This is a genomic window from Achromobacter sp. MFA1 R4 (assembly GCF_900156745.1).
Lineage (GTDB): Bacteria > Pseudomonadota > Gammaproteobacteria > Burkholderiales > Burkholderiaceae_B > Achromobacter.
This window is the reverse complement of record NZ_LT707065.1, coordinates 722,293-748,780: the sequence shown is the minus strand read 5'-3', so window position 1 is coordinate 748,780 and position 26,488 is coordinate 722,293. Positions and strand designations below refer to the sequence as shown.

The window sequence follows — 26,488 nt, the reverse complement described above, 5'->3', positions numbered from 1 at the left end:
GTAAAATGGCGGGCATTGCATTGCGCCATTCATTTCCTACAGGATCCCGTGTCATGCCTACTTTTGACGTCGTCTCCGAAGTCGACAAACACGAATTGACCAACGCGGTCGACCAGGCCAACCGCGAATTGTCCACGCGCTTCGACTTCAAGGGCACCGAAGCCAAGTTCGAACTCGACGGCTACGTCGTGACCCAGGTCGCCTCCAGCGCATTCCAGCTCAAGCAGATGCTGGACATCCTGCGCGGCCGCCTGTCGGCGCGCGGCATCGACGTGCGCTGCCTGGACGTCGCCGACCCGCTCGAAAACCTGGGCGGCGCCCGCCAGAAGGTCACCATCAAGCAGGGCATCGAACAGCCCGTCGCCAAGAAGCTCATCGCCGCCATCAAGAACGCCAAGCTCAAGGTGGAATCGCAGATCAACGGCGACAAGCTGCGCATCTCGGGCAAGAAGCGCGACGATCTGCAGACCGCGATCGCGCTGCTGAAAAAGGCCGACGTCGACCTGCCGCTGCAGTTCGAGAATTTCCGCGACTGACGGCACGGGCCCGCACCGATGGGGCATTCCGGCGAACTGCTCCTGGTCGTGGAGCTTGCGCGCGCCGGCGGCATGTCGGCGGCCGCGCGTGAGCTCGACGTCACGCCTGCCGCCGTCAGCAAACGGCTGGCGCAGATCGAGGCGCGGCTGGGCGTGCGCCTTTTCAACCGCAGCACGCGGCGCCTCAGCCTGACCGCCGAAGGCGAGGTCTACCTGGAAAACGCCCGGCGCATCCTGGGCGAAATCGACGACCTGGACGAGCTCATCGCCAGCCGCCAGGCCAGCCCGCGCGGCCTGCTCAAGGTCAATGCGCCGCTGGGTTTCGGCCGCAGCTACATCGCGCCGGCCATCGCGGAATTCGCGCAGCAGTATCCCGAGGTCTCGCTGCAATTGCAGTTGACCGACCGGCCTGCGGATTTCGTGCGGGAGGCGTTCGACGTCGCGGTGCGCTTTGGCGATCTGCCCGACACCAGCCTCATCGCGCGCAAGATCGCGCCCAACCGCCGCCTGGTCTGCGCCTCTCCCGGCTACCTGAAAATGCACGGCGTGCCCGCCACGCCGCATGACCTTGCGCGTCATCAATGCATCGTGCTGCGCCAGAACGAGGCCGCCTACGGCCTGTGGCGATTCACCAAGGGCCGGCGCAGCGAGACCGTGAAGGTGCGCGGCAATCTGAGCAGCAACGACGGCGAGGTCACGCTGACGTGGGGGCTGGCCGGCCTGGGCATCCTGCAGCGCGCCGAATGGGACCTTGCGCGCTACCTGCGCAGCGGCCGGCTGGTGCAGGTGCTGCAGGACTATGCGCTGCCGCAGGCCGACATCTATGCCGTCTTTCCCGAACGCCACCACCTGTCCGCCAAGGTGCGCGCCTTTGTGGATTTCCTGGTGGGCTACTTCCGGGAAGGATCGGAAGGCCGCTGGTAGCGCAGGCGACGGGGGGAGCTGGCGCGCTCAGGCCGGGGACGGTCGCGGCGCCGCGCTCACGCCGTCCACAGATGCTGCGCCGCGTAGGCGCGCCACGGCCGCCAGGCCTCGGACCGCGCCAGCAGTTGGGCCGGCGTATAGGTCCGCGATTCCAGCCGTTCCAGCGCGCGTATCAGCCCGATGTCCGCATGCGGGAACGCATCCGGTTCCCGCAACTGGCGCAACGCGATGTACTGCGCCGTCCATTCCCCGACCCCGCGGATCATGCGCAGCCGCCGCACGGCCTCGTCCAGCCCGCCGGCCGCGTCGAACAGCTGCGGGTCCGCGACCGCCGCGGCCGCCACCGCCGACAGCGTGGCCGCGCGGCTGCGCGGCATGCCCAGCGACGCCAGCTCCGCGGCGGCCACTGTTTCCGGCAAGGGAAACACGTGCGTCAGCGCGCCGGCCGGCCGGGCCAGCGGGACACCGTGCGCCGCCACCAGCTTGCCGGCCAGCCGGATGGCGGCGGCCACCGTGATCTGTTGTCCCAGCACCGCGCGCATGGCCAGTTCAAAGCCGTCCCACGCGCCCGGCACGCGCAGCCCCGGCCGCGCCTGCATCAGCGCGGTCATGACCGGGTCGGCGGAAAACTGGGCGGCAATGGCGGCCGGATCGCTCGCCAGGTCGAAGACGCGGCGCAGGCGCGCGATGATGGCCGGCAGGGATTGCAGCCGGGGAAAGCGCACCGTCGCCTGCAGCGCGTGGCCCTTGCCGGGCCTGACCGTCACGGTGCCCTGCGCGCCGTCCAGGCAGAGGGTGCGCGCGTAGGTGTCGTCCTCGACGGTTTCGATGCCGGGGATGGCGCGCACGCGCAGGAACGCCAGCATGGCGTCCCAGTCGTACGGCGGCCGATAACGCAGCAGCAGCTTGATCTCGCCGTCCGGCCCCGCCGGCGCCTCGGGCTTGCCCGAACGCCGCAGCGCGCCCGGCGGCCGCCCGAAGAGGTCGAGGAAGATTTCATTGAAGCGCCGGATGCTGCCAAACCCCGCCGCGAAGGCGATCTCGGCCATGGGCAGCTGCGTTTCATGGATGAGCTGCTTGGCCAGCAGCACGCGGCGCGTCTGCGCGACCGTCACGGGCGACGCGCCCAGATGCTGGCGGAACTGCCGCCGCAACTGACGCTCGCCCACGCCCAGGCGCCCCGCCAGGGCATCCACGCCGGCCTCGTCCAGCGCGCCCAGCTCGATCAGTTGCAGCGCGCGCGCCACGCTGTCCGGCAACTCGTGGCCGGGGCCCACTTCGGGCGCGGTTTCAGGCCGGCAGCGCAGGCACGGGTGGTAGCCGGCCTCCTGCGCGGCGGCCGCGGTGGAAAAGAACGTGACGTTCCTGGACAGGGGCGTGCGCGCCGGGCACACCGGCCGGCAATAGATGCGCGTGGTCTTGACGGCCGTGAAGAAGCGGCCGTCGTAACGGGCGTCGCGCACCTGGATGGCGCGGTAGCAGGCGTCGTGGTCCAGGTTCAGGAGCGGGTTGGGGTTCAGGTCCATGCGGCGATGCTAACGCCGGCAGGCAGGCGGGATCTAGCGGTTTCCGGACAGGGTTGTGCGAGTCACACTGAGGTCCGGAATCCGCCAGCCCGCGTCGCTTGGGCAGGTCTATAGTTGGCGGCATTTCCACACGCTCGGAGCGCATCATGCCGGTACAGACCTTTTTGCTGGAACGCGTGTCCACGCCCCTGGGACGAATGTTCGTGCTGACCGACGCGCAAGCCAGCCTGCGCGCCGTGGACTGGGAAGACTACGAGACCCGCATGCACACCTTGCTGCGCCGCCAGTACGGCAAGGGCGCGGTGGAATTGCGCGACGCCGCGCAGCCCTCGCACGCCAGCCGCGCGCTCCAGGCGTATTTCGACGGCGACGTCGGCGCCATCGCGCGGTTGCCCGTCGCGTTTGGCGGAACCCCGTTCCAGCGGCAGGTCTGGCAGGCGCTGCGCGCCATCGACGGGGGCCGCACCGTCAGCTACGGCGCGCTGGCCGAGCGGATCGCGCGGCCCACGGCCGTGCGCGCCGTCGGCCTGGCCAACGGCGCCAATCCCGTGGGCATCGTCATTCCGTGCCACCGCGTGATCGGCGCCAATGCCGCGCTGACCGGCTACGGCGGCGGCCTGCATCGCAAGCGCTGGCTGCTCGCGCACGAAGCCGACTGGCTGGGCGCGCAGCCCGCCGGCGCGGCCCCGGCCGCACTTTCAACTCCAGGTTGAAAATGTTGTGAATTGGCGCGCGGGCGCCGCGCGTCCCGGCCGGTACAGTGCCAGCAGACTTTCATCCACACGGAGCGCTGGCGCCCATGAAGACCTATCGCATCGCAACCATCCCCGGCGACGGCATCGGCAAGGAAGTGATTCCGGCCGGCCGGCGCGTCATGCAGGAACTGGCCGACCAGGGCGGTCCGCGCTTTGACTTCCAGGACTTCGACTGGGGCGGCGACTACTACCGCAAGCACGGCGTCATGATGCCGGCCGATGGCCTGGATGCGCTGCGCGACAAGGACGCGATCCTGTTCGGCTCGGCCGGCGATCCGGACATCCCCGACCACGTCACGCTGTGGGGGCTGCGCCTGAAGATCTGCCAGGGCTTTGACCAGTACGCCAACGTGCGTCCCACGCGCATCCTGCCCGGCATCGACGCGCCCCTCAAGCGCTGCACGCCCGAACAACTGGACTGGGTGATCGTGCGCGAAAACTCCGAAGGCGAATACGCCGGCGTGGGCGGACGCGTGCACCAGGGGCATCCCATCGAGGCCGCCACCGACGTGTCCATCATGACGCGCGCCGGCGTCGAGCGCATCCTGCGCTTCGCCTTCACGCTGGCGCAATCGCGGCCCCGCAAGCTGCTGACCGTCATTACCAAGTCCAACGCCCAGCGCCACGCCATGGTGATGTGGGACGAGATCGCCCTGCAGATCAGCCGCGAGTTTCCCGACGTGGCCTGGGACAAGGAACTGGTGGACGCCGCCACCGCGCGCATGGTCAACCGGCCCGCGTCGCTGGACACCATCGTCGCCACCAACCTGCACGCCGACATCCTGAGCGACCTGGCCGCGGCGCTGGCCGGCAGCCTGGGCATCGCGCCCACCGGCAATATCGATCCCGAGCGCCGCTACCCCTCGATGTTCGAGCCCATCCATGGCTCGGCGTTCGACATCATGGGCAAGGGCCTGGCCAATCCCATCGGCACGTTCTGGTCGGTGGTCATGCTGCTGGAGCACCTGGGCGAAAACGAGGCCGCCGCCCGGCTGATGCAGGCCATCGAAAGCGTCACCGCCGATCCCGCGCTGCACACCGGCGACCTGGGCGGCCGCGCGACGACCGAGCAGGTAACCGCGGCGGTCTGCGCGAAGTTGGCCGCCTCGGCGCGGGCCAAGGCGGCGTAAGCGGTGTCCTGTTCCGGTGTCTGACACCGTATCGAACCAGGCCCCAAGAACATCAGATTCAAGGCCTGCGCCTGGCAACAAATAAAAGACGAAGTCCATTCGTATCCAGGAGACAAACCATGCATAAGAAAGCGATGACGGCGCGCGCCCTGGCGTTCGCCTGCCTGATGGGCCTTTCCCTTGCGGGCGGCGCGCAGGCGCAGTCCTATCCGGCCAGGCCCGTGAACCTGGTCGTGCCATTCCCGGCCGGCGGCACCACGGACGTCCTGGCGCGCGCGCTGGGGCAGGAACTGGCTAAAAGCCTGGGCCAGCCGGTGGTGGTGGAAAACAAGCCGGGCGCGGGCGCGACGCTGGGCGCGGACTACGTGGCCAAGGCGGCGCCGGACGGCTACACGCTGCTGATGGGCGCGGTGCATCACACGATCGCCACCAGCGTCTACAAAAGCCTGCAGTACGACTTCCAGAAGGACTTCGCGCCGGTGACCACGGTGGCGCTGGTGCCGAACGTGCTGGTCGTCAATCCCAAGCTGCAAGCCAGGGATGTGGCGTCGCTGCTTAAGCTGGCCAAGGCCGCGCCCGGCAAGCTGACGTACGGGTCCAATGGCATGGGCACCGGCCAGCATCTGATCGGCGCGCAGTTCGAACGCGCGGGCCAGGTGCAGCTGCTGCATGTGCCCTACAAGGGCAGCGGGCCGCTCACGACCGACCTGCTGGGCGGGCAGATCGACATGTCGTTCGACACGATCACGCCGGTGCTCCCTCACATCCAGAGCGGCAAGCTGCGCGCGCTGGCCGTGACCACCAACCAGCGCTCGGCCGCGCTGCCGGACGTGCCGACCATGGAAGAGGCGGGCCTGAAGCCCTTCAACATGGGCACCTGGTTCGGCGTGCTGGCGCCGGCGGCCGTGCCCAAGGACGTGGTGGACCGGCTGAATGCGGAAATGGTGAAAATCATCCGTTCGCCCGACTTCACGCGGCGCATGGCGGAGATCGGCGCGGTTCCCATCGGCGACTCGGCCGCCGAGATGAAGGCGCGCATCGGCGCCGACACCTCCAATTACGCGAAACTGGTCAAGGAGGCCAACGTGGCGGTCAACTGACCGGTCTACGCCGCAGGTCCTAGGCCCGTATCCACCCGCGCGCAATCGGCAGGGCCAGCGCCTTGCGGTACAGGCCCTGCGCCGCCGCCGTCAGCGGCGCGCCCGCGCGGCGCCAGAGAGGAATCGTGATCGCGGCCGCCACGGGCGCCAGCAGCAGTCCGCCCGCGATGTCCAGCGGGAAGTGCACGCCCAGGTAAACGCGCGACGTCCCGACCAGCGCGGCCCCCGCCAGCGCCAGCCACCCCCATGCGGCCCGTTGCCGGTCCAGGATCAGCGCGAACGCGAAGGTGGCGATGATGATGGTGTGGTTGCTGGGAAACGAGGCGGTGGGCCTGTGCGGGAAGAAGGCATGCCCCAGGCCGACGGCAAAGGGGCGCGGGTGCGGCCACAGCACCCCGCACAGGTAGCTGGCGCCCAGCGCCACGGCGATGCTGGCCAGCGCCTTGAGCATCAGTCCGCGCTGCGCCTCATTGCCCCACAGCCACGCGGCGGCCATGACGCCCGGCAGCAGCAGGATCAGCGCATTGGCCGCCAGCAGGGCGGCATGGATCCGCCACGCGGACGCGGCCGGATCGGCGTTGATCAGAAGAAACAGGGACTGGTTGAGGCTTTCCAGGAATTCCATGACACGTCATCGCGGCGTAATGAATCAGTGGCCGCGATGGTATCTGGCGTACCCGTCAGTTTCCTTGCAATGCGGGCGCGCATCGCCCGCTTTTACTTCTGGATGCGATTGCCTTGCGCGTCGATGACCGGCTCGCCGCTTTCCTTGGAAAAGGCGCCTTTCTGCGGGGCCGGCAGGATGTCCAGCACCAGCTCGCACGGACGGCACAGGCGCGCGCCCAGCGGGGTGGACACGAAAGGGCGGTTCAGCAGGATGGGATGCTTGGCGATGGCATCCAGCAGGGCGTCGTCAGACAGCGAGGTGTCGTCCAGGCCCAGTTCCGCATAGGGCGTGCCTTTCTCGCGCAGCGCCTCGCGCACGCTGATGCCGGCGCGCTTGAACAGCGCCGTCAGCGTGTCGCGCGAGGGCGGCGTTTCCAGGTACAGCACGACCTGCGGCTCGATGCCGGCGTTGCGGATCAGGCCCAGCGTGTTGCGCGACGTGCCGCACTTGGGGTTGTGATAGATGATGACGTCGGACATGAATGCTCCTGTTTTCGGACGATGCGTGATGCAGGACTGGGAGCATAGTCCATCCGCCGCGCCGGGATCGGCTTCATACCGACAGGTGCCGCCGCACGTCCTCGCCGTCGATCGCATCGCGCCCGCCGCGCGCCACCACTTCGCCGCGCGACAGCACCACGAACTGGTCGGCCAGCTCGCGCGCGAAATCGAAGTACTGTTCGCACAGCAGGATCGCGATGTCGCCACGCTCGCGCAGCATGTGGATGACGCGCGCGATGTCCTTGATGATGGACGGCTGGATGCCTTCCGTGGGTTCGTCCAGGATGATGAGCTTGGGCTCGGCCACCAGCGCCCGGGCAATCGCAAGTTGTTGCTGCTGCCCGCCCGACAGGTCGCCGCCGCGGCGCGACAGCATGCTTTTCAGGACGGGAAACAGCTCGAAGACTTCTTCCTTGATGCGCCGCGCGCGGGCCGCGGGCTTGGTCGCCATTCCCATCAGGATGTTTTCTTCCACCGTCAGCCGCGCGAAGATGTCGCGGCCCTGCGGCACGTAGGCCATGCCGCGCGCGGCGCGCTGGTGCGGCGCCAGGCGCGTGATGTCCGCGCCGTCGAATGTGATGCCGCCGCGCGCCACGGGCAGCACGCCCATCACGCACTTGAGCAGGGTGGTCTTGCCCACGCCGTTGCGGCCCAGCAGCGCCAGGCACTCGCCCTGGCGCACGGACAGCGACACGCCGCGCAGGGTGTGGCTGCCGCCGTAGTATTGGTCGATCGTGCTTACGTCCAGCATTTCAGCGCCCCAGATAGACTTCGATCACGCGCGGATCGGCCTGCACGCGGCTCATCGGCCCTTCAGCCAGCACCGACCCTTCGTGCAGCACGGTGACCTTGCCGTCGCCCGCGATCTGGTTCACGAAGTCCATGTCGTGCTCCACCACCATCAGGGAATGGCGGCCGCGCAATTCATTCAGCAGTTCGCCGGTGCGCTCGGTCTCGGCGTCGGTCATGCCGGCCACGGGTTCGTCCAGCAGCAGCAACTGCGGCTCCTGCATCAGCAGCATGCCGATCTCCAGCCATTGCTTCTGGCCGTGCGACAGCAGCCCGGCGGGCCGCCAGACCTCGGCCCGCAGCCGGATCAGGTCCAGCGTCTCGCCGATGCGGTCGGCCTGTTCGCTGGACAGGCGCGAGAACAGCGTGGGACGCACGCGCTTGTCGGTCTTCATCGCCAGTTCCAGGTTCTCGAACACCGTGTGCTGCTCGAACACGGTCGGGCGCTGGAACTTGCGGCCGATGCCCGCGTGGGCGATCTGCGCCTCGTTCAGCGTGGTCAGGTCGATGCTCTGGCCGAAGTACGCCGTGCCCGCCGTGGGCCGCGTCTTGCCGGTGATCACGTCCATCATCGTGGTCTTGCCCGCGCCGTTGGGGCCGATGATGCAGCGCAGTTCGCCCACGCCGATGTCCAGCGTCAGGTCGTTCAGGGCCTTGAAGCCGTCGAAGCTGACCGTGATGCCTTCCAGGTACAGGATGGCGCCGTGGCTGGTGTCCAGGCCCGGGGGGCTGACGCGGCCGTAGCCGGCCTCGCCGCTCGGGCCGCCGTCCAGCATGGCGGATTCGGTGTGCGTGCTGGTCATGCCTTCTTCTCCTGGAAGCGGGCCGCGATGCGGCGGGCCAGACCGACGATGCCGGTGGGCAGGAACAGGGTCACCAGCACGAAGATGAGGCCCAGCGCATACAGCCAGTATTCCGGCAGCACGCTGGTGAACCAGGTCTTCAGGCCGTTCACCGCGCCCGCGCCGATGATGGGTCCGATCAGGGTGCCGCGCCCGCCCGTGGCCACCCAGATCACCATCTCGATGGAGTTCTCGGTCGACATTTCGCCGGGATTGATGATGCCGACCTGCGGCACGTACAGCGCGCCCGCGATGCCGCACAGCACGGCCGACAGCGTCCACACGAACAGCTTGAAGCCCAGCGGGTCGTAGCCGATGAAGCGCAGCCGGCTTTCGGCGTCGCGCACGGCCGTCAGCACGCGGCCCAGCTTGCTCTGCGTGACCATGCGGGCCAGGATCAGGGCGCCGGCCAGGGCCGCCAGCGTGACCCAGTAGAGCGTGGCGCGCGTGCCCGGCGCGGTGATGTCAAAGCCCAGGATGCGCTTGAAATCGGTAAAGCCGTTGTTGCCGCCAAAGCCCGTGTCGTTGCGAAAGAACAGCAGCATGGCGGCGAAGGTCAGCGCCTGCGTGATGATCGAGAAGTACACGCCCTTGATGCGCGAGCGGAAGGCGAAGTAGCCGAACACGAAGGCCAGCACGCCCGGCACCAGCACCACCAGCAGCATGGCGTACCAGAAGTGATCCGTGAACGACCAGTACCAGGGGTAGCTCTTCCAGTCCAGGAACACCATGAAGTCGGGCAGGTCGCTCTGGTAGACGCCGTCGCGGCCGATGGCGCGCATCAGGTACATGCCGTGGGCGTAGCCGCCCAGCGCGAAGAAAAGGCCATGGCCCAGGGACAGGATGCCGGCATAGCCCCACACCAGGTCCAGCGCCAGCGCCGCCATGGCGTAGCACATGAACTTGCCCAGCAGGGCCACGGCATAGGCGGAGACATGCAGGGCGTGGCCCGGCGGGAACACCAGGTTCAGCAGCGGCAGCAGCGCCAGCAGGGCGACGCCCGCGGCCAGGGCTGCCCACACGCGGCCCGAGAATAGCGGACGACGGGCCAGCAGGTTCAGGTCGGTCAGCGCGGTCTGTTTCATTCGACGCTCCGGCCGCGCGGGGCGAACAGGCCTTGCGGCCGCTTTTGGACGAACAGCACGATGAGCACCAGGATGGTGATCTTGGCCATGACGGCTCCCGCGTAAGGCTCCAGGATTTTGTTGACGCCGCCCAGGCCCAGCGCGGCGATGACGGTGCCGGCAAGCTGGCCCACGCCGCCCAGCACCACCACCATGAAGGAATCGACGATGTAGCCTCGGCCCAGGTCCGGACCCACGTTGCCAAGCTGGGACAGCGCCACGCCGGCAAGCCCCGCGATGCCGGACCCCAGCCCGAAGGCCAGCATGTCGACGCGGCCGGTGGGCACGCCCACGCAATCGGCCATGCGCCGGTTCTGCGTGATGGCGCGCACGAAGAGGCCCAGCCGCGTGTGGTTCAGCAGCGCCCACACCAGGAACACCACGAAGAAGGCAAAGCCGATGATGACGAGCCGGTTATAGGTGAGCACCAGTCCGCCCAGCACGTTGATGCCGCCGGACATCCAGCTGGGATTGCCGACCTCCACGTTCTGCGCGCCGAACAGCGAGCGCACGCCCTGCATCAGCATCAGGCTGATGCCCCAGGTCGCCAGCAGCGTTTCCAGCGGGCGGCCATAAAGCCACCGGATCACGGTGCGTTCCAGCGCCATGCCGACCAGCGCCGTCACCACGAAGGCGAGCGGCAAGGCGGCCACCACGTACCAGTCCAGCCAGCCCGGCAGCCAGGCGCGGAACAGCGTCTGCACCACATACGTCACATAGGCGCCGATCATCAGCAGTTCGCCGTGCGCCATGTTGATGACGCCCATCAGGCCGAACGTGATGGCCAGGCCCAGCGCGGCCAGCAGCAGCACGCTGCCCAGGCTCACGCCATAAAAGAGATTGCCGGCCCATTCGATCGTGGCCAGGTGCCGGTCGATCTGCTTGAGCGCGTTGGCGGCGGCTTCGCGCACGCCGGGGTCGGGCTCGGCGTAGGCGCCGTCGCGTTGTTGCGTCAAGGCGGCCAGGGTGGGGCGGAAGGCGGCGTTCTTCGTCTCGCCCAGCACTTCGACCGCGTGGCGGCGTTTTGCGGCGTCTTCGCTCTTGAGTTCCAGATTGGCCTGCGCGATCAGCAGGGCGCTGCGCACGGCCTCGTTCTTCTCGGCGGCGAGCGCCTTTTCCAGCATGGGCAGCCGGGCGGGGTCGCCCGTCTGCTGCAGGCGCCGGGCCGCTTCCAGGCGTTCGTCGGCATTGTCGGAGAAGAGCCGCGTGCCCGCCAGCGCGGCCTGGATGGCGCGGCGCAGGCGGTTGTTGATGGAGATGGAGCCCGCGTCCGCCGGCAGGTCGACGGACGCGCCGGTGGACGGATCGGTGGCGCGCGCGCCGCCCGTTCCGATCAGCACCCGGCCGTCGGCGGTGGCGTAGAGCTGGTCATTGCCCAGCGCCTGCAGCACCGCGGCTGCGCCCGGATCGGGCAGTTGGCCCAGCGCGGCAATCGCTTGCAGCCTGGCGTCCGTGTCGTCGCCGGCCAGCGGCGCGAGCAGGGCCTGGTCCACGCCGGCGGCGGCCGCCGGCGCGGCCAGCGCCGGCAAGGCCAGCAGCCATGCAAGAAGGAAACGACGCAAGAAGTGTGCGATTGGCGCGATGCGCATGGCTGCCCTTTCCTTGGGGTGTGGTGAAACTACAGGCCTTGCTTGCCTTCGTTGCCCGGGATGTACGGGCTCCACGGTTGGGCGCGGATCGGGCCCTTGCTCTTCCACACCACGCTGAACTGGCCGTCCGCCTTGATTTCGCCGATGTAGACCGGCTTGTGCAGGTGGTGGTTGGTCTTGTCCATCTCGATGGTGTAGCCGTCGGGCGCGTTGAACTTCTGTCCGCCCATGGCCGCGATCACCTTGTCCACGTCAGTGGTCTTGGCCTGTTCGACGGCCTGCTTCCACATGTGGATGCCGATGTAGGTGGCTTCCATCGGGTCGTTCGTCACGACCGTGTTGGCGTTGGGCAGGTTCTTGGCCTTGGCGTAGGCCTTCCACTTGGCGATGAAGGCGTCGTTGACGGGGTTCTTGACCGACTGGAAGTAGTTCCACGCGGCCAGGTGGCCCACCAGCGGCTTGGTGTCCACGCCGCGCAGCTCTTCTTCGCCGACCGAGAACGCCACGACCGGGACGTCGGTGGCCTTCAGCCCGGCGTTGCCCAGTTCCTTGTAGAAGGGCACGTTGGAGTCACCGTTGATCGTGGAGATGACGGCCGTCTTGCCACCCGTGGCGAACTTCTTGATGTTGGCCACGATGGTCTGGTAGTCGGAATGGCCGAACGGCGTGTAGACCTCTTCGATGTCGCTGTCCTTCACGCCCTTGGAATGCAGGAAGGCGCGCAGGATCTTGTTGGTGGTGCGGGGGTAGACGTAGTCGGTGCCCAGCAGCACGAAGCGCTTGGCGCCGCCGCCGTCTTCGCTCATCAGGTATTCCACGGCCGGAATCGCCTGCTGGTTGGGCGCGGCGCCCGTGTAGAACACGTTCTTCTCCAGCTCTTCGCCTTCGTATTGCACCGGGTAGAAGAGCAGGCCGTTCAGTTCCTTGAAGACCGGCAGCACCGATTTGCGCGACACCGAGGTCCAGCAGCCGAAGACCACGGCCACCTTGTCCTGCGACAGGAGCTGGCGGGACTTCTCGGCGAACAGCGGCCAGTTCGACGCGGGGTCCACGACCACGGCTTCGAGCTTCTTGCCCATCACACCGCCGTTGGCGTTGATCTCGTCGATGGTCATCAGGGCCACGTCCTTGAGCGACGTTTCCGAGATGGCCATGGTGCCGGAGAGGGAATGCAGGATGCCGACCTTGATGGTGTCTTCGGCGGCGTGTACCTGCGGCATCCACCCGGACATGGCCAACAGGCTCACGGCGGTCAGTTGCTTAAGGGCTAGTCTGCGTTTCATGGTGACTCCTGGATGGAATGGGCCGGTCTGGCCGGCGAGAACGTTCTGAACAACACCCGACAACGTAGGACTCAAAAGCAAAAGGCGTGCCAAGTGATGGCGCAGGCCGCGGCCGCTGTATGAGGAGGGGGTGTTTACGCGAAGGCGGGAGGCGTCGGCCGCGCGGCGCCGGCGCGATCAAAACGGTGCGGCGTGCACAAGACAGGTGCGCGATCCGCCCGATCTCGGTGCGGTGCGCACGGCGCGCGGCGGCGGCCGGACCGCAATCTGCGCAGGGGGCATCGGCGTTCCAGAGGGAAGGCCAAGGTTGCCGCCAACATGGCACGCAGATTGCTTGGGAATCCGTACTTGTATACAAGAAAGGATTCCAGCATGAATGCCGCAGCAACGCAGAAGAGCCCCGCCGGTTGGACGATCGCGCAGTGGCAGTCCGCCTACCGCGACGGGGCGCAACCCGAGGCGCTGTTGGCGGGCTATGCCGCCGTGGGCGACGCGTCGGATAACGCCGGCGACAACGCCTGGATACGGCGCGTGGACCGCGCGCAACTCGACGAACAGCTGGACGGCCTGCGCCTGCTGCTGGCCGCGGCGGGCGGCGACCTCTCGCGTTTGCCGCTGTATGGCGTGCCCTTCGCCATCAAGGACAACATCGACGCCGCGGGCTGGCCCACGACCGCGGCCTGCCCCGAGTTCGCCTATACGGCGCGGGAAGACGCCACCGTCGTGCGCCGCCTGCGCGCGGCCGGCGCCATTCTCATCGGCAAGACCAACCTGGATCAGTTCGCGACCGGCCTGGTGGGCACGCGCTCGCCGCATGGCGCCGTGGCCAACACCTTCAATCCCGAATATGTCAGCGGCGGTTCCAGTTCGGGATCCGCCTCGGTGGTGGCGCGCGGCATCGCGGCGTTTTCGCTGGGCACCGACACTGCGGGATCGGGCCGCGTGCCGGCGGGTTTCAACAACATCGTGGGCCTGAAGCCCACCAAGGGCTGGCTCAGCACGGCGGGCGTGGTGCCCGCCTGCCGCACGCTGGACTGCGTGTCGATCTTCGCGCTGACGGTGGACGACGCCGAGAAGGTCGCCGCGGTGGCGGGCGGCTATGACGACGCCGACCCGTATTCACGCCGCATGCCGGCCGGCGCGTCGCTGCCGTGGCCCAAGACGCCGCGGCTGGCGGTGCCCGCATCGCTGGAGTTCTTTGGCGACGCGCAGGCCGCCGCCGTGTTCGAGGATGCGGTGCGGGCGCTGCGCGCGGACGGCGCGCAGGTCGAGCCCATCGACTTCGGGCCTTTCAACGAACTGGCCGCGCTGCTGTACCAGGGGCCCTGGGTGGCCGAGCGCTTTGCCGCCGTGCAGGAATTGTGGAAGGAAAATCCCGACGCCATCAATCCGGTCGTGCGCGGCATCGTCGAGCAGGCCGCCAACTACAGCGCGCTGGACGCGTTCGAGGCCGAATACCGGCGCGCCGAGCTGACGCGCCAGATCCATCGCGCGCTGGAGGGCTTTGACGCGCTGGTCGTGCCGACCTCGCCTTCCATCTACACCATCGCGCAACTGGAGGCAGACCCCGTCACGCTCAATTCCCGCCTGGGCGTCTATACCAATTTCGCCAACCTGGCCGACCTGTCCGCGCTGGCGGTGCCGGCCGGCATGCGGGCCGACGGCCTGCCCTCGGGCATCACGCTGATCGGCCTGGCCTGGCAGGACCGCGCGCTGGCGCAGTTCGGCCGCCAGTGGCAGGCCCGTCGCGGCCTGCCGCTGGGCGCCACGGGCGAGCCCTTGCCGTCCATCGCCGCGGACACCGCGCCGTCCGCCGATACCGTGCGCGTCGCGGTCGTGGGCGCGCACCTGACCGGCATGCCGCTGAACCATCAACTGACGTCGCGCCATGCGGTGTTCGTGGAGAAGACCGCGACGGCGGGCGACTACCGCCTCTTCGCGCTGGCCAACACCACGCCGCCCAAGCCCGGGCTGGTGAAGATGCAAAGCGGCGCCGCCATCGAGGTCGAGCTGTGGGACGTGCCCGTGACGGCGTTCGGCGCCTTCGTGGCCGAGATTCCCGCGCCGCTGGGCATCGGCACGCTGGAGCTGGCCGACGGCCGGCTCGTCAAGGGCTTCATCTGCGAGCCGCGCGGCCTGGACGGCGCGCGCGACATCACCGACTTCGGCGGCTGGCGCGCCTACCTGGCCAGCCTCGGCGCCGCCACCCGATAACCCCGCCCTATACCTGGGAGTCGCACCGTGTTCGATACCGTTCTGATTGCAAACCGCGGCGAAATCGCCGTCCGCGCCATCCGCACCCTCAAGCGCCTGGGCATCCGCAGCGTCGCCGTCTATTCCGACCCGGACCGCAACGCCGCGCATGTGCGCGAGGCCGACGTGGCCGTCGCGCTGGGCGGCGAGAAAGCGGCAGACAGTTACCTGCGCATGGATCTGCTGCTGGCCGCCGCGCGCGAGCATGGCGCGCAGGCGATCTATCCGGGCTATGGCTTTCTTTCCGAGAGCGCCGATTTCGCCGAAGCCTGCGAGGCCGCGGGCATCGCCTTCGTCGGTCCCACTCCGCTGCAGATCCGCGAGTTCGGCCTGAAGCACCGTTCGCGCGAGCTGGCGGCCGAGGCCGGCGTGCCGATGACGCCCGGCACCGGGCTGCTCGCCAGCCTGGGCGAGGCGTTGTCGCAGGCCGAGCGCATCGGCTATCCGGTGATGCTCAAGAGCACGGCGGGCGGCGGCGGCATCGGCCTGTCGCGCTGCGAGAACGAGGCCGAACTCACGGTGGCGTTCGACAGCGTGCAACGCATGGGCGAACACTTCTTCCGCGATGGCGGCGCCTTCATCGAACGCTATGTGGACAATGCGCGGCACGTCGAGGTGCAGATCTTCGGCGACGGCGCGGGCCGCGTGCTGGCGCTGGGCGAACGCGATTGCTCGGTGCAGCGCCGCAACCAGAAGGTCATCGAGGAAACGCCGGCGCCGGCCTTGCCGGCCGCCACGCGCGCCGCGCTCCTGGACGCCGCCGTCAAGCTCGGCGAATCCGTGAAATACCGCTCCGCCGGCACGGTGGAGTTCATCTACGACCCCGCGCGCGACAGCTTTTATTTCCTGGAGGTCAACACGCGCCTGCAGGTCGAACATCCGGTCACCGAGGCCGTCACCGGCCTGGACCTGGTGGAATGCATGCTGCGTGTCGCGGCGGGCGAACCGCTGGACTACAAGGCCATGTCGCGCGCCCCGCAGGGCGCATCCATCGAGGTGCGCCTGTACGCCGAGGATCCGCTGCGCCAGTTCCAGCCTTCGCCCGGGGTGTTGACCGAAGTGTCCTTCCCGGATGGCGTGCGCGTCGACGGCTGGGTCGAGACCGGCACGGACGTGCCCGCCTTCTATGATCCGATGCTGGCCAAGCTGATCGTGCACGCGGACACGCGCGAGGCCGCGCTGGACAAGCTGGCCGATGCGCTCGCCCGGACGCGGCTGCACGGCATCGCGACCAACCTGGACTACCTGCGCCAGATCGTCGCCGACGAACGGTTCCGCGCCGGCAAGCTGTCCACCCGCTTTCTGGAAAGCTTCGCGTATCGGCCCGCGGCCATCGAGGTGCTGGAAGCGGGCACCTACACCAGCGTGCAGGACTATCCCGGCCGTGCCGGCTACTGGGACATCGGCGTGCCGCCGTCCGGTCCCATGGACGACTACGCATTTCGCATCGCCAACCGCATCGTGGGCAACGCGCCAGACGCGGCCGGCCTGGAAACCACGCTGGTCGGGCCGACGCTGCGCTTTCACGGCGACGCGGTCGTGGCGCTGACCGGGGCGTCCTGCGCCGCCACGCTGGACGGCGAGCCCGTGCCCATGTGGCAACCCATCTCCGTGCGCTCGGGCCAAGTGCTGGCCACCGGCCGCGCGCTGTCCGGCTGCCGCAGCTATCTGGCGGTGCGCAACGGCCTGGACGTGCCGCTCTACCTGGGCAGCCGTTCCACGTTTGCGCTGGGCCAGTTCGGCGGCCATGCCGGCCGCACGCTGCGCGTGGGCGACATGCTGCCCGTGATGCGGCATGAACTGGCCGGCGCGACGGCGGCGGCGCCCCAGGCGCAGCCCCAGGCCGCGCCCGCCGCGCTGATTCCGGAGTACGGCAACACCTGGGAAATCGGCGTGCTGTACGGCCCGCATGGCGCGCCGGACTTCTTCCAGCCCGAAGCCATCGACGCCTTCTTCGCCGCGGACTGGGAGGTGCACTACAACTCCAACCGCCTGGGCGTGCGCCTGATCGGCCCCAAGCCCACCTGGGCGCGCGAGAACGGCGGCGAGGCGGGGCTGCATCCGTCCAACATCCATGATTGCGAATACGCGGTCGGCAGCATCAATTTCACCGGGGACAGCCCCGTCATCCTGACGCGCGATGGCCCCAGCCTGGGCGGCTTCGTGTGCCCCGTCACCATCGCCCGCGCCGAGTTGTGGAAGGTCGGGCAGGTCAAGCCCGGCGACCGCATCCGGTTCGTGCGTATCGACTACCCGCAGGCGGTGGCGCTGGAAGCCGCGCAGGGCCGCAGCATCGCCGACCTGGCGCCGGCGGCGCCCGCGGCGACCGCGCCCGCGCCGGTGCCCGCCACCGTCTCCGAGACCATCGTCGCCGCGCTGCCGGCCGAAGGCGCGCGCCCGTCCGTGTCGTACCGGCAGGCGGGCGACGGCTACCTGCTGCTGGAATACGGCGACAACGTGCTGGACCTGGCGCTGCGCATGCGCATCCACCTGCTGATGGAGGCGCTGAACGCCGACCCGGTCGCGGGCGTGCTGGAGCTGTCGCCGGGCGTGCGCTCGCTGCAGATCCGCTACGACAGCCGCGTCATCCTGCAAGGCGCGCTGATCGCGAAGTTGCTGGAGATCGAGGCGGGGCTGGCCGACGTCGCCACGCTGAAGGTGCCGACGCGCGTCGTGTACCTGCCCATGGCGTTCGAGGATTCCGCCACGCTGGGCGCCGTGCAGCGTTACCAGGAGACCGTGCGCGCCAGCGCGCCCTGGCTGCCGAACAACGTGGACTTCATCCAGCGCATCAACGGCCTGGACGACCGCGACGAGGTGCGCCGCATCGTGTTTGACGCGAGCTACCTGATCATGGGCCTGGGCGACGTCTACCTGGGCGCGCCGTGCGCGGTGCCGATCGATCCGCGCCATCGCCTGCTGACGTCCAAGTACAACCCGGCGCGCACCTTCACGGCCGAAGGCACGGTGGGCATCGGCGGCGTGTACATGTGCATCTACGGCATGGACTCGCCGGGCGGTTACCAGCTCGTGGGCCGCACGCTGCCCATCTGGAACAAATTCCTGAAGAACCCGGTGTTCCAGGACGGCAAGCCCTGGCTGCTGCGCTTTTTCGATCAGGTGCGTTTCTATCCCGTCACGGAAGCCGAACTCGACGTCCTGCGCGAGGATTTCCGCGAAGGCCGCGCCACGGTCCGCATCGAAGAGGAGATGTTCGACTTCGCGGCGCACCAGCGTTTCCTGGCCGAACAGGCCGACAGCATCGCCGACTTCCAGGCCCGCCAGAAGACGGCCTTCGATGCCGAGGTGGCGCTCTGGAAGACGGAAGACGTGGCGGCCGAACCGCCTGCCGCCGAACCCGAGGCCGAGACCGTCCTGCGCGACGGCGAGCGCCTGGTCAGCGCCGACATGTGCGGCAACATCTGGAAGATCCCGGTCCAGGTGGGGCAGACCGTCTCGGCCGGCGACACGCTGGTGGTGGTCGAAGCCATGAAGATGGAGCTGTCCGTCATCTCGCCCGTGTCGGGCACGGTGTCGGCCATCCGCTGCGTCCCCGGCAAGCCCGTGAACGCGGGCGATCCGCTCATCGTCATCACTGAAGACGCCACGTGCGTCGTCGCCGGATGATGCGCCTGGAAGCCGTCCAGGCCGGTCCGGCCATCCGCCAGGCGCCGGCGCTGGCCGGCTCGCTGGCCGATCAGGTCTACCAGCGCATCAAGGACGACCTGTTCGCCTTTCGCATGCTGCCCGGCGAACGCTTCACCGAGGCCGACCTGGTGGCGCGCCTGGGCGTGAGCCGCACCCCCGTGCGGCTCGGCCTGGCGCGCCTGGAACGCGAGGGCTTCGTGCTGGCCCGTCCGCGCAGCGGCTGGCAGGTCCGTCCGTTCGACTTCGAACGCTTCGAGGCGCTGTACGACGTGCGCGTGGTGCTGGAACTGGCGGCCGTGGACAAGCTGTGCGCGCGCGAACACATGGACACGACCGGGATCCTGGGCGCGCTGACCGACGTGTGGCTGGTGCCGCCGCCGCAGCGCATCCTGGACGGGCGGCTGGTGGCGCAGCTGGATGAGGCGTTTCATTGCTCGCTGGTGGCCGCCGCGGGCAATCCCGAGATGGCGCTGATCCACCGCGACGTCACGGAAAAGATCCGCATCGTGCGGCGGCTGGACTTCACCAAGGATTTCCGCGTCGACGCCACCTACGACGAGCACGCGGCCATCCTGCGCGCGGTGCTGGCGCGCCGCGCCGACGAGGCGGGGCGCATGCTGCGGTCCCATATCGACATGAGCAAGGCCGAGGTCCGCAAGATCACGCTGCACATGCTGCACGAGGCGCGCGCCAGCGCGGGGTGAGGGCCGGGCGAAGGCAGGATGCAGGTCGGATGCAGGCCGGATGCGCCCCGCCGGCCGCGGACCGGGGACGCGGGGCGATGGGGCCCTAGCCCTGGCCCTCGCCCTGAAGCTGCCGATAGACCTCTTGCGACACGCGCTGCAGCTCATCGCGGCTGACGGCGCCGGACAGGGCATAGCCGAGCCCGCCTTCGACCCAATAGAACACCCGCACCGGGCCTTCCTGCGTGAATTGGAAGGCGTTCTGGCCGCCGGCCGCTTCGCGCGTGATGTACAGGGTCAGGCGCTGGCCGTCGGCCGCGCCGTACATGAATTGCGCCACCGGCCCCGCCCCGCCGGGCAGCAGGCGTCCGCCGATCAGCGCATACCCCGCCTGCGACAGCGACGGCGCGCGCATCGGCTCGCCCATGCGCTTGGTCAGCCAGGTCACCAGCCCCTTCTCGTTGTCGGCGCCGACTTCGACGGGGCGGCCCATGTCGGGCGCATAGACCGCGTGGGCGATGGCGGCGCGCTGCGCGTAGCCGGCCGCGGCGCGGTCCGCGCCGGCAGCGGCCAGCACGGTTTGCAGATGGCGCGCGTCCACCGCGCCGCGCGCGACCCACGCCGCGCTGGCGCTGACCACGGCAACCGCCACGCTGGCCGCCAGCGCGCGCCAGGGCCAAACGCGAGCGGGCGGCTTGAGCGGCAGGCGCAACGGCAGGGGCTCGTCCAGCACCGGGTCCAGCATGGCGCGCAGCGCGCGCCGCTGCGCCTGCCAGTCGTCCACGCGGGTCTGGTCCTGCGGATGCGCGGCCAGGAAGGCGGCCACCTCCGCATGGCGCGCGGCCGGCAGTTGGCCGTCGGCGTAGCCATGCAGATCGGCTTCGGTGATCGGCGTGCCCGCGGTGGGAACCGGTTGGAGGCGTTTGTCGTTCATGGCATTTCACGCGGGGTGGGTACGGGCCGCAGGCGCCTGCCGGCGTCGCGGCCCTGCATCAGCGCGCCGAGCTTCTCGCGAGCCCGCGAGAGGCGCGACATGACGGTGCCGATCGGCACCGACAGGATCTGGGCGGTCTCCTGGTAGGTCAGGTCTTCCACGGCGATCAGCAGCAGGATCTCGCGCTGTTCGGCGGGCAGGGCCTGCAGGCAGCGGTCCAGGTCCCGCACTTCGAGCTGGTCAGCCTGCGTGGCGCGCACCGGCGCGTCGGGCAGGTCGCCCGGGACCGTCACGTCGGTGCGCCGGCCGGCGGCGCGCACGCCGTCGATGAAATGGTTGTGCATGATGCCGAACATCCACGCGCGCAGCTCGCCGCGCCGCTGCCATCGGGAGTAGCGGCTCCAGGCGCGCTCCAGCGTGTCCTGGACCAGGTCGTCGGCCCGGTCGGGATCGCCCGTCAGCCCGCGCGCGTAGCGGCGCAGGCTGGGGATGCAGGCGAGGATGCGGGCTTCGTCTTCGGCGCGCATGGCGTGGCCGGGCGACCGTCCGGATCAGGGCTTGACGACGTGCCAGATGTCCCTGACGTTGTCGCCGGTCCTGTCGCCCGGCTTGGCGTCCTTGGCGAACAGATAGAGCGGCTTGCCCTTGTAGGCCCACTGCTTGCTGCCGTCGTCGCGGGTGATGATCGTCAGGTCGCCCATCGGCTTGGCGTCGGCGGCGGCCATGGCGGGCGGCCAGGCCTTCGCGCACTGGTCGACGCAGACGCTCTTGCCCGCGGAGTCCTTGTCGAAGGTGTACAGCGTCATGCCGGCGCTATTGACCAGGATGCCGTCCTGGGTCTTGACGGCCTGGGCGTGGGCGCCGGCCGAGAACAGGGCGGCGCAGGCGAGTGCCAGGGCCGCGGCGGTGTGTTTGCGCATGGTGTGCCTCGTAGGTGGGTAAGGTTGGGGACTGCCCTCTACGGACGCTTGCGGGCGCCGCCTTATTCCAGCGGCGCCAAAAAAAACCGCAGAGGGGTCAGGCGCCCGGCCGGACTGCGCCGGGTTCATACCGCATTTCATGCTCCAGCTCGGTCTCCTCGACGGGGGTGAAGCCCAGCGCTTCGTACAGCCGCCGGGCGGGATTGCCTTTCAGCACGCTCAACGTGACGGGCGCGCCTTCCGCGTCCGCCCGATCCAGTACCCCGGCCAGCAGCCGGCGGCCCAGCCCCTGGCCCTGGAAAGCGGGATCGATCTGGATCTGCACGATGCGCCAGCCCACGGCGTCGCGGTAATGCTTGAACAGCCCGGCCGGCCGGCCGCCCAGCCAGACGATCTGCGCGTCGTCGAAGCGGTACTGGATCCGCGCCAGGTGCTGCGCGTCGTCCAACGGCGCCCCGGCGCGCCGCAGATGCTCGGTCATGGTGGACTTGCGCAGGGACAACAGGAACGGCAGGTCTTCTTCGGTGGCGGACTGCAGCGCCAGATCGGGGGACAGGTTCATGGTGGGTTGGCGGAAGGAGGGAAGACGTCTGGCCAGGATGCTGGCGGAGCCGATCCATGAGGTTATAGAACGGATGCGTGGCCCAGCACCAGGGGCTTCCAAGTGTATTTTTCGAAGAAATCTTAGATCGGAAGCGCAGGCTTTCCTTCGATACTGGTGGCCCACTCGCGCCATGGACCATGACGCAGCGCATTTTCCCTACGGACGTCGGGGTCATTGCCGCTTCATGGTTTGCCCAGGGAATCGATATGCCTCGTTTATCCGACATGCGATTTACATTCTCGCCGGCCGCCGCCGGCGTGGACTTCGAGGTGATCGAATTCACGCTCGACGAAGCCCTGTCCGAAACCTTTCTCTTGCGCGTGGAGCTGTCCAGCTTCGACGCGGCCGTGGACTTCGGCGTGCTGCTCGATCATCCTGCGTTATTCACCATCTGGCGCGGCGTGACGCCCGTGCGTTACGTACACGGCATCGTCACGAGCTTCGAACAGGGCGACACGGGTTTCCGGCGCACCCGCTACCGGGCCGTCGTCGAACCTGCATTGGCGCGAACATCGCTGTGTTCCGACTGGCGCATCTTCCAGCAGCAATCCGTGCCCGAGATCCTGGAACTTGTCCTCAAGTCCCACGGCATCACCGATTACGAACAAGCCGCCACCAACGAACACCTGCCCCGCGAATACTGCGTGCAAGCCGGCGACACGGACCTGCAATTCCTGGCCCGGCTCGCGGCCGAGGAAGGTTTTTTCTACCGTTTCGCGCATTCCGATCAAGGTCACCGTCTGATCCATGGCGACCGCATCTATGTGCATGGCGAGATCGAAGGCGGCCCGGTTGTCTACAACCCGACGCCCGGCGGCGACCAGCCCGAACCGGCGCTGCGCCGCTTCAGGTATACCGAACATGTGCGCACCGCGCGCCAGACCCAGCGCGACTACACCTACACGCACCCGCAGTACGACCAGGAGCATTCCACCGTCGCGCGGGAACTGGACCACCAGGCCTCCCGCTACGAACGCTACGACTACCCCGGCCGCTACAAGCGCGATGAGGCCGGCAAACCGTTCACCCAAGCCCGCCTCCTGGGCCTGCGCCGCGATGCCCGCATGGCCACCGTTGAAGGCGACGACGCGCGTCTCGTGCCAGGCGTGGCCTTCGACCTGACCGGCCATCCGCGCGAAGACTGGAACCACGGCTGGCGGCCGGTGCGGATGCAACACTACGGCACGCAGCACACCAGCCAACAGGAAGAAGGCGCCGACGCCGCGCAGGGCACGCAATATAGCTACACCGCGGACATCGTGCCGGACCATGCGGACTGGAAGCCCGAGCCGGCCCGCAAGCCCCGCATCGACGGGCCGCAGATTGCATCCGTGGTCGGCCCGGCCAATGAAGAGATCTACTGCGACGCCTACGGCCGCGTGAAGGTCCAGTTCCCCTGGGACCGATTGGGCCGGAACGACGAACACAGTTCCTGCTGGATCCGCGTTTCGCAGAACTGGGCGGGCGCCGCGTGGGGCCACATGGCCGTCCCGCGCATCGGCCAGGAAGTCATCGTCGATTTTCTGGACGGGGATTGCGACCAGCCCATCATCACCGGCCGCACCTATCGCGCGATCAACTTGCCGCCTTACGAATTGCCGCGGCACAACATCCTGAACACCGTCAAAACCAAGGAGCACAAGGGCGACCGGGCCAATGAACTGCGCCTGGACGACACGTCCGGGCAAATCAGCGCTGCGCTGATGAGCGACCATGGCGCTACTCAATTGCATCTTGGATATCTGACCCATCCGCGCCCTAAGGGCGGGCAGCCCCGCGGTGAAGGATTCGAACTGCGCACCGATGAACACGGGGCCGTGCGGGCGGCCAAGGGGCTGCTGTTGACTACGGACGGACAGCCCCGCGCGCAGGGAGGCCAGCTTTCCCGCGCCGAGTTGATTCAATGCCTGGAAAGCGCGCTGAATCTGGCAAGAAGCCTGGGGGACTATGCCGAGACCCACTTGAGCCTGCCCCATGACGCGCAACCTCAGCAACGGCTGTCGGAAGCCGTACGCGATCTTGGGAATGGGACAAACGACGAAAGGGAAGGGGGCAATGGCGGGCAGCCACTGATCGCGATGAGCAGCCCCGCGGGCATCGCCGCTGCCACGCAACGCTCGATCACGCTGGCGGCTGGCGAATCACTGGATGCCGTAGCGGAGCAGAGCCAGCAGTTCTCCGCTGGAAAATCCATTCTCATGAATGCCGGTGACGGCCTAGGGCTTTTCGCCCGGGACGGAGACGTCCGGCACCTTGCTCATCAGGGCGAAATGGTGCTGCAGGCGCACCAGAAGTCCGTGCGTATCGAGGCGGACCAGAGCGTCGACATGTCGGCGAGCAAGCAGGGCATCACGATCTCGGCGCAGAAAAACATCACCATGTTGTGCGGCGGGGCCTATATCAAGATGGCGGACGGCAACATCGAAATGGGCATGCCCGGCGCGTTCATGGTGAAAGCAGGTTCGCACGCATTTTCGGGTCCCGCGCAACAGTCCCCTCGGTTTCCCGATTTCCCGGTCGGCACGATAAGTCCGAACGGACGCACGATGCGTTTCACGCTGGGGGCGCTGCCCAGCCATCTGGCGGACTACGGCGGCGAACCCTACACGTTGTATGCGGACGGGGTGCCGTTCAGCCAGGGGCTACTGGATGAAGGGGGCAGTGCACGATGGGAACACCAGGAAGGCGTAAGCCGATACCAGGTGGAACTGGCCACGGGCCAGGTTTTCGAGATCGACGCGCAAGACGAGTTTTCCTCGGACCCCGAGGTGCGCAGGCTCCAGGAGCTCTCCAACCTGGGCTATCGAGGCCACTTCCACGAGGGTGATGCGGCCGGCTTTGATGGGCACTATGGAGATGCCTTCCGCGCATTGCAGGCGCGTTTCGACAAGGATGCTTCCGATGTCTGAGGACACGTTCACCGTTTCGCTCTACAACAAGCGCGATGTGCGCGCCACCTTTCCGTGGTTCGTCCCCGAGGCGAAGTATCCCCCCCGCCCGGCGAACCTGATTCTGCCCCTCATCAACGGCGAGCGCGCGTTTAAGGCGGTTCAAGAAGCGATCAGCGGCGCCAAGAAGTCCGTGGACATTGTCAGTTGGGGGTTCGATCCCAGCATGCGCCTCGTTCCTGGCGGCGAGCGGCTAGGGGACTTGTTGCGTCGCAAGGCGGAAGGCACGCATGGCCCGGACTGGCAGCTCCCCGTCGAGATCCGAATCCTCATCTGGAAGAATGTCCTTAACTTCAAGGAAAACAACTTGCCCGGAGACGGGGTAATGGGCAGCGGCGGGGGCACGGGGATGGGGTCCGGCGTGGGCGGGCTGGCTTCGGCCGGCGGCGAGCCAGACGCTGATCGGAATGGGTTCAACAACTACGGCGGCTCAACCAACAGCGCTGCGGTAAAGCGGGGCGACGACGAGGCCAGGAAATTCAACCGCGAATGGTTCCGATATCAATCACTCAATATCGAGTTTCGCACCCGCGACTACGGCGTGCTGGACCGAAGCAAGATCTCTCTCATGCAAGTGATTCAGCGCGGCCTCGGGACGCCGGCCCAGCGCAACGCGCTTGCGCTTGCGGCCTCTCATCACCAGAAGACGATACTGGTGGACTATGAAATCCCGGAACATGCCGTGGGCTTTGTCATGGGCCACAACCTGCTGCGCAACTATTGGGATACCGACGCACACGAATACCAGTCCGCGGCGCGGCAGGGTTTCATGCCATGGCAGGACCTGTCCAGCCAGGTGTATGGGCCGGTACTCTATGACCTGAACGAAAATTTCATGACGGCCTGGGACAAGGCGCAAGGCCTGGGGTCGAAATTCTTCTGGACGGGCGCGCGCACCGCTCGCCGCAGCGAAGATTACGTCGAGCCCGCTCAAAAGCGGGGCAAGGGCGCTTTGGCGCAGATCTGCCGCACGCAATCGCAGGAATCGGAGAGGTCGATCCTGGCCTCCTACAAATTGGCCATCGGCAACGCCAGGAAATACCTGTACTTCGAGAACCAGTATTTCCGGTACCGCGACCTGGCGATGTTGTTACGCGAGACGCGGCGCAAACTGAAAAGCGCAGGCTGGCAGAAGGACCTGTACGTCTTCGTGGTGACCAACGTTCCGGACGACCACGGCAGGGGATACACCCACGCCATGCTCCTGGCATTAGGGCAAGGGCATCGCATGCCCGCCTATCACCGGCAAACCGACGACCGCGGCCCCGATGCGGAACTGCGCAAGACCGATCTGCAGGGCGTCAATATCATCATGGCGAGCCTGTGCACCACCGGCACCGCGTATTGGGGCGGTAACGAAGAGGTCCCGAAGCAGATGCACCGTTATGCGCCCATCTACGTGCATTCGAAACTTCTGCTTGTCGATGACGTGTTCTTTACGCTGGGATCGGCGAACGTCAATACGCGCAGTATGGAATCGGATTCCGAACTCAACATCGCATGCCCGTCTCCTGAGTTGACCCAGCATTGGCGCAAGCGTCTTTGGAAGATGCATGGGAGGTATGAGCCGGGGGATGACATTGCTGATGAGTTCAGATCTTGGGAGAAAGCTATTGGTGATAACACCTCAAACATGAAAGACGGAAAACCTCTCGCTTCATCCTTGATTGATTTTCATGATAGTGGAGAAAAATCATCGTTTTCGCTCGACTAGCTCGATACGCACCAGGCTT

General features: G+C 67.7%; 22 protein-coding genes. 10 read left to right on the top strand and 12 right to left on the bottom strand.

All coding sequences use genetic code 11. The features are described 5' to 3' along the window. Positions 1-53 precede the first annotated feature (53 nt). Both BXA00_RS03425 and BXA00_RS03420 read left to right on the top strand, forming a co-directional pair. Complete coding sequence (locus tag BXA00_RS03425) at positions 54-536, top strand: YajQ family cyclic di-GMP-binding protein (RefSeq protein ID WP_076516234.1); 483 nt, start codon at positions 54-56, stop codon at positions 534-536. Positions 537-554: 18 nt separating this feature from the next. Next, the gene (locus BXA00_RS03420) at positions 555-1,460 is read left to right on the top strand and encodes a LysR family transcriptional regulator (RefSeq protein WP_076516232.1); all 906 of its coding nucleotides are present in this window, start codon (positions 555-557) and stop codon (positions 1,458-1,460) included. Between the two features lie 56 nt (positions 1,461-1,516). Here BXA00_RS03420 and BXA00_RS03415 read toward each other — a convergent pair whose 3' ends face one another. Beyond that, complete coding sequence (locus BXA00_RS03415) at positions 1,517-2,962, bottom strand: AlkA N-terminal domain-containing protein (protein ID WP_076521770.1); 1,446 nt, start codon at positions 2,960-2,962, stop codon at positions 1,517-1,519. 170 nt (positions 2,963-3,132) lie between these two features. Here BXA00_RS03415 and ogt point away from each other — a divergent pair, with 170 nt between their 5' ends. From ogt to BXA00_RS03400, 3 genes are all read left to right on the top strand, one after another. Then, positions 3,133-3,699, top strand: coding sequence for a methylated-DNA--[protein]-cysteine S-methyltransferase (gene ogt, locus BXA00_RS03410; RefSeq protein WP_076516230.1), 567 nt, complete (start codon positions 3,133-3,135; stop codon positions 3,697-3,699). Between the two features lie 86 nt (positions 3,700-3,785). Next, positions 3,786-4,871, top strand: a complete 1,086-nt coding sequence (locus BXA00_RS03405) for a tartrate dehydrogenase (RefSeq protein WP_076516228.1) — start codon at positions 3,786-3,788, stop codon at positions 4,869-4,871. Between the two features lie 119 nt (positions 4,872-4,990). Continuing rightward, positions 4,991-5,971 (top strand): tripartite tricarboxylate transporter substrate binding protein, encoded by a 981-nt coding sequence (locus BXA00_RS03400; protein ID WP_076516226.1) that lies wholly within the window; start codon positions 4,991-4,993, stop codon positions 5,969-5,971. Between the two features lie 19 nt (positions 5,972-5,990). Here the strand turns inward: BXA00_RS03400 and BXA00_RS03395 are convergent, their stop codons facing one another. The 7 genes from BXA00_RS03395 to urtA form a co-directional block, all read right to left on the bottom strand. Then, a complete protein-coding gene (locus BXA00_RS03395) occupies positions 5,991-6,596 on the bottom strand; it encodes a phosphatase PAP2 family protein (protein ID WP_076516225.1) in 606 nt (201 codons plus the stop codon). A gap of 92 nt (positions 6,597-6,688) precedes the next feature. Next, positions 6,689-7,117: an arsenate reductase (glutaredoxin) gene (gene arsC / locus BXA00_RS03390; protein WP_076516223.1), complete on the bottom strand. Its 429-nt coding sequence runs from the start codon at positions 7,115-7,117 to the stop codon at positions 6,689-6,691. Positions 7,118-7,190: 73 nt separating this feature from the next. Continuing rightward, a complete protein-coding gene (gene urtE, locus BXA00_RS03385; RefSeq protein WP_076516221.1) occupies positions 7,191-7,889 on the bottom strand; it encodes an urea ABC transporter ATP-binding subunit UrtE in 699 nt (232 codons plus the stop codon). Position 7,890: 1 nt separating this feature from the next. After that, complete coding sequence (urtD, locus tag BXA00_RS03380) at positions 7,891-8,730, bottom strand: urea ABC transporter ATP-binding protein UrtD (RefSeq protein WP_076516219.1); 840 nt, start codon at positions 8,728-8,730, stop codon at positions 7,891-7,893. Further along, the gene (gene urtC / locus BXA00_RS03375; RefSeq protein ID WP_076516217.1) at positions 8,727-9,854 is read right to left on the bottom strand and encodes an urea ABC transporter permease subunit UrtC; all 1,128 of its coding nucleotides are present in this window, start codon (positions 9,852-9,854) and stop codon (positions 8,727-8,729) included. The genes urtD and urtC overlap by 4 nt, the downstream gene beginning before the upstream one ends. Then, a complete protein-coding gene (gene urtB, locus BXA00_RS03370) occupies positions 9,851-11,482 on the bottom strand; it encodes an urea ABC transporter permease subunit UrtB (RefSeq protein WP_076516215.1) in 1,632 nt (543 codons plus the stop codon). The genes urtC and urtB overlap by 4 nt, the downstream gene beginning before the upstream one ends. 29 nt (positions 11,483-11,511) lie before the next feature. Further along, positions 11,512-12,765 carry an urea ABC transporter substrate-binding protein gene (urtA, locus tag BXA00_RS03365; protein WP_076516213.1) on the bottom strand — a complete coding sequence of 418 codons (1,254 nt, stop codon included), beginning with the start codon at positions 12,763-12,765 and terminating at the stop codon, positions 11,512-11,514. A gap of 372 nt (positions 12,766-13,137) precedes the next feature. On the opposite strand from urtA, the gene atzF reads away from it, so the two are divergent. The 3 genes from atzF to BXA00_RS03350 are packed head-to-tail and all read left to right on the top strand — an operon-like array spanning position 13,138 to position 19,370. Beyond that, positions 13,138-14,979: an allophanate hydrolase gene (atzF, locus tag BXA00_RS03360; RefSeq protein WP_076516211.1), complete on the top strand. Its 1,842-nt coding sequence runs from the start codon at positions 13,138-13,140 to the stop codon at positions 14,977-14,979. 27 nt (positions 14,980-15,006) lie between these two features. Then, complete coding sequence (gene uca / locus BXA00_RS03355) at positions 15,007-18,645, top strand: urea carboxylase (RefSeq protein WP_076516209.1); 3,639 nt, start codon at positions 15,007-15,009, stop codon at positions 18,643-18,645. After that, positions 18,642-19,370, top strand: a complete 729-nt coding sequence (locus tag BXA00_RS03350; protein ID WP_197685586.1) for a GntR family transcriptional regulator — start codon at positions 18,642-18,644, stop codon at positions 19,368-19,370. Before uca ends, BXA00_RS03350 begins: the two co-directional genes overlap by 4 nt. Positions 19,371-19,455: 85 nt before the next feature. Here the strand turns inward: BXA00_RS03350 and BXA00_RS03345 are convergent, their stop codons facing one another. The 4 genes from BXA00_RS03345 to BXA00_RS03330 form a co-directional block, all read right to left on the bottom strand. Continuing rightward, complete coding sequence (locus BXA00_RS03345) at positions 19,456-20,283, bottom strand: anti-sigma factor (protein ID WP_076516207.1); 828 nt, start codon at positions 20,281-20,283, stop codon at positions 19,456-19,458. Beyond that, positions 20,280-20,810: an RNA polymerase sigma factor gene (locus BXA00_RS03340; protein WP_076516205.1), complete on the bottom strand. Its 531-nt coding sequence runs from the start codon at positions 20,808-20,810 to the stop codon at positions 20,280-20,282. The genes BXA00_RS03345 and BXA00_RS03340 overlap by 4 nt, the downstream gene beginning before the upstream one ends. 24 nt (positions 20,811-20,834) lie before the next feature. After that, a complete protein-coding gene (locus BXA00_RS03335; protein WP_076516203.1) occupies positions 20,835-21,203 on the bottom strand; it encodes a hypothetical protein in 369 nt (122 codons plus the stop codon). A gap of 97 nt (positions 21,204-21,300) precedes the next feature. After that, positions 21,301-21,765, bottom strand: a complete 465-nt coding sequence (locus BXA00_RS03330; RefSeq protein ID WP_076516201.1) for a GNAT family N-acetyltransferase — start codon at positions 21,763-21,765, stop codon at positions 21,301-21,303. Positions 21,766-21,944: 179 nt separating this feature from the next. Between BXA00_RS03330 and BXA00_RS03325 the strand changes: the two genes are divergently transcribed. Together BXA00_RS03325 and BXA00_RS03320 are read left to right on the top strand one after the other, a co-directional pair. Further along, the gene (locus BXA00_RS03325; RefSeq protein ID WP_197685557.1) at positions 21,945-24,716 is read left to right on the top strand and encodes a type VI secretion system Vgr family protein; all 2,772 of its coding nucleotides are present in this window, start codon (positions 21,945-21,947) and stop codon (positions 24,714-24,716) included. Beyond that, positions 24,709-26,469: a phosphatidylserine/phosphatidylglycerophosphate/cardiolipin synthase family protein gene (locus tag BXA00_RS03320; protein ID WP_076516197.1), complete on the top strand. Its 1,761-nt coding sequence runs from the start codon at positions 24,709-24,711 to the stop codon at positions 26,467-26,469. Before BXA00_RS03325 ends, BXA00_RS03320 begins: the two co-directional genes overlap by 8 nt. Positions 26,470-26,488: the final 19 nt, after the last annotated feature.